Source organism: Pirellulales bacterium, from assembly GCA_035546535.1.
In the GTDB taxonomy this organism is placed as follows: domain Bacteria; phylum Planctomycetota; class Planctomycetia; order Pirellulales; family JACPPG01; genus JACPPG01.
Map to the genome: position 1 here is coordinate 1 of DASZWQ010000115.1, position 3,448 is coordinate 3,448.

The 3,448-nt window shown below is 63.5% G+C and carries 4 protein-coding genes; 1 reads left to right on the forward strand and 3 read right to left on the reverse strand.

Annotated elements, in window-relative coordinates; genetic code table 11:
- The 3 genes from VHD36_14740 to rpsL all read right to left on the reverse strand — a co-directional run.
- The coding region (locus VHD36_14740; GenBank protein ID HVU88575.1) for a GTP-binding protein at positions 1-974 on the reverse strand (974 nt) is incomplete at its 3' end.
- A gap of 20 nt (positions 975-994) precedes the next feature.
- Complete coding sequence (gene rpsG / locus VHD36_14745; protein HVU88576.1) at positions 995-1,465, reverse strand: 30S ribosomal protein S7; 471 nt, start codon at positions 1,463-1,465, stop codon at positions 995-997.
- A gap of 45 nt (positions 1,466-1,510) precedes the next feature.
- Positions 1,511-1,882 (reverse strand): 30S ribosomal protein S12, encoded by a 372-nt coding sequence (gene rpsL, locus VHD36_14750; GenBank protein HVU88577.1) that lies wholly within the window; start codon positions 1,880-1,882, stop codon positions 1,511-1,513.
- Between the two features lie 510 nt (positions 1,883-2,392).
- Here rpsL and VHD36_14755 point away from each other — a divergent pair.
- A partial coding sequence (locus VHD36_14755) for an MFS transporter (protein ID HVU88578.1) occupies positions 2,393-3,448 on the forward strand: 1,056 nt, incomplete at its 3' end.

The window sequence follows — 3,448 nt, forward strand, 5'->3', positions numbered from 1 at the left end:
GTCAGCGAGCCGACGAACGGATCGTCCATGACCTTGAACGCGAGCATGGCCAGCGGCTCGTCATCCGTGGAATGACGCACCGTTTCGTTGCCCTTGAGATCGACGCCCTTGATCGCCGGAACATCGAGCGGCGACGGGAGATAGTCGACGACCGCGTCGAGCAGCGTCTGCACGCCCTTGTTCTTGAACGCCGAGCCAGCGAGCACCGGGAAGAACTTCGACTCGATCACAGCCCTGCGGATCAGCTTCTTGAGCGTCGCCTCGTCCGGCTCCTTGCCGTCGAAGAACGCTGCAAGCGCCACGTCGTCGAGCTCGACAGCGGCCTCAACGAGCTCGGCGCGATACTTCGCCGCCTCGTCAGCCATATCGGCCGGAATCTCTTCGTCGTGATACTTCGCGCCGAGCGACTCGTCTTCCCAGACGACCGCCTTCATGCGCACCAGGTCGATGACGCCCTTGAAGTTGTTTTCAGCGCCAATCGGCAGCTGGATCGCCACCGGCTTCGCGCCGAGACGCTTCTTGATGTCGTCGAGGCACTGGTAAAAATTCGCGCCGATCTTGTCCATCTTGTTGGCGAACACGATGCGCGGCACGTGATACTTGTCGCCCTGGCGCCAGACGGTCTCCGTCTGCGGCTCTACGCCCTGGTTCGAATCCAGCACGCATACCGCGCCGTCGAGGACGCGCAGCGAACGCTCCACCTCGATCGTGAAATCGACGTGGCCTGGCGTGTCGATGATGTTGAGGCGCTTGCCGTTCCAGATGGCGGTCGTCGCGGCCGACGTAATCGTGATGCCGCGCTCCTGCTCCTGCTCCATCCAGTCCATCGTGGCAGCGCCATCGTGGACTTCGCCGATCTTGTGGCTCTTGCCCGTGTAGTAAAGAATCCGCTCGGTCGTCGTGGTCTTGCCGGCATCAATGTGGGCCATGATGCCGAAGTTGCGGTAGTCTTCGAGTCTATGGGTGCGCGGCATCGGGGGCGGCCTCTAATTCGTTACCAGCGATAGTGCGAGAACGCGCGGTTGGCTTCCGCCATCCGGTGCGTGTCTTCGCGCTTCTTCACCGCGTTGCCGCGGTTGTTGGCGGCGTCAAGCAGCTCCCCCGAGAGCTTGTCCACCATCGTCTTCTCGTTCCGGCCACGCGCGGCCGTCAGCAGCCAGCGGATCGCCAGCGCCTGGCGGCGGTCCGAGCGAACCTCGACCGGCACCTGATAGGTCGCACCACCGACGCGGCGCGAGCGCACTTCGATGGACGGTGCGACGTTATCGAGCGCGTTGCGGAAAATCGCCAGCGGATCCTGCTTCGTCTTCGCCTGGATGACGTCGAAGGCGCCGTAAACGATCTGCTCGGCGACCGACTTCTTCCCGTGGCTCATCACCGAGTTCATGAACTTGGTCACGACCTCGTTCTTGAACTTCGGGTCGGGAGTGATCTCCCGTTTATCGGCGCGGTGGCGGCGTGACATGTGGTCGTTATCCTGGTGTCTTCAGAGACGCGAAAAGGCCGAAACTTACTTCGGCCTCTTGGCACCGTACTTCGATCTGCGCTGCTTGCGGTCTTTTACGCCCTGGGTGTCGAGCACGCCGCGAATGATGTGGTAGCGCACGCCCGGAAGGTCCTTCACGCGGCCGCCACGGATCATCACCACCGAGTGTTCCTGGAGGTTATGACCCTCGCCCGGGATGTAGCCGATGACTTCAAACTGGTTGGTAAGGCGAACCTTGGCGACCTTGCGGAGCGCCGAGTTCGGCTTCTTCGGCGTGGTCGTGTAGACGCGGGTGCACACGCCGCGCTTCTGCGGGCTCTGCTGCATCGCCGGCACCTTGCTGCGCGATACCGGCGCAATGCGCGGCTTGCGGATGAGCTGATTAATCGTCGGCATGCTGCCCTTTCGACTCTTCTTCTCTCTTCCAACGCCAATTCGGCATCGCATGCGCGACACCGCGAGCGCCCTGCCCCGCTTGTTTCATCGCGCGGGAGGCGCTCTCCAAAACAGAGGACCGCGGCCAAGGAGACCGAGGTCATGTTGCTCAAACGTCTGTTGCCAGATTCAGCCGCGTCTAGGACTTCTGTTTCTGCGGGCTAGGCGCCCTGCGGAAGAAAAGACCTACTACCTGCCGAAAGCGCGCGGAACCTATTGATTCGTGCCCGCGTCGTCAACCCCCAAGGGAGACGGAATTCGCAGGGCCAGCATGCGCGCTCGCCGGGACCCCCAATGTAGGGATTCAAAGGGCGGAAATGAAGCTTCTCCAGGCGGGTTTTATGGTTTTCGGCCTCACCGCCGCGAAGAACCGCGGGCTTGACCCCACCCGTGCCTCCGTCGGTTGTGCCCGAACCGGCCCACATCTAATCTGTGATTCCGGGGGATGCCTTAAGGCATTGGGGAATCAACGTGAGCCTGATCCGTGCACGGGTGGCCGTTTCGGCCGCGTTCTTCCTGTTCGGGACCGGCTTTGGCGTATGGTTCGTCCACATTCCGATCGTGAAGGCGCGTCTGGCCATCGAGCATGGCGTTCTTGGCCTTGCGCTGCTCACCATCGGCCTCGGCTCGGTCATCGCCCAGCCCCTGGCCGGCTATGCGATCAGCCGAGTCGGGTCTCGCCCGGCCACGATCGTCCTCTTCCTCGTCTTTGTCGCGACCTTTGCCGCACCGATCCTCGCGCCGATATTGCCAATGTTGTTTGCCGCCGCCCTGCTTCTCGGTCTGGCCGCCGGCGCCCTCAATGTCGCCGTCAACACGCAGGCATCCGAGGTCGAAGCCGCGCGTGGCAGGCCGACGATGTCGTCGTTTCACGGCTGCTTCAGTTTGGGCGGATTCGCTGGAGCGCTTCTCGGCGGCTACGCCATTTCGCTGGGCTACTCCGACGGCCGCGGCGCACTGGTCATCGCCGGGGCAATGTTCGTGATGGCCGTCGTCATCTGCTTTGGGCTCCCGGCTAGCCGCCCGACAGTATCCGCAGGCGACAAAGGCCCTGCTTTCGCGCTGCCCACCAGCGCAATTCTCAGCCTCGCCGGCCTCGCCTTTATCTGCAACGCGCTCGAAGGTTCCGTAAACGACTGGAGCGCACTCTATCTCGCGACGGTGCGCGGCCTCGACCAGGCAGCCGCAGGGGCGGGCTTCGCCGCGTTCTCTGCCACGATGGCAGCCTGTCGCCTGTTGGGCGGTCCAGTGGTAGCGCGCATCGGCGAGCGCGCCATTCTCGTGTACGGCGGTCTGCTCGCAGCAGCCGGCTTCGCGTTCGTTACGCTAACCCCCTGGAATTCGCTCACCCCGGCTGGATTCGTATTGATCGCCGTCGGCCTGGCCAACACGTTGCCCATCATCATCAGCCTCGGCGCCCGCGCGCCCGGCGCCGCCCCCAGCATCAATGTCGCCGCGGTAGCGACGGCCGCACTTGTCGGCTTCCTCCTCGGTCCACCGATCATTGGCTTCACGGCGCAGTGGCTG

Excerpts from the sequence above, each read along its gene's own strand:
- rpsL (HVU88577.1), bottom strand. The coding sequence starts at position 1,882 with ATGCCGACGATTAATCAGCTCATCCGCAAGCCGCGCATTGCGCCGGTA.
- rpsG (HVU88576.1), bottom strand. The coding sequence starts at position 1,465 with ATGTCACGCCGCCACCGCGCCGATAAACGGGAGATCACTCCCGACCCG.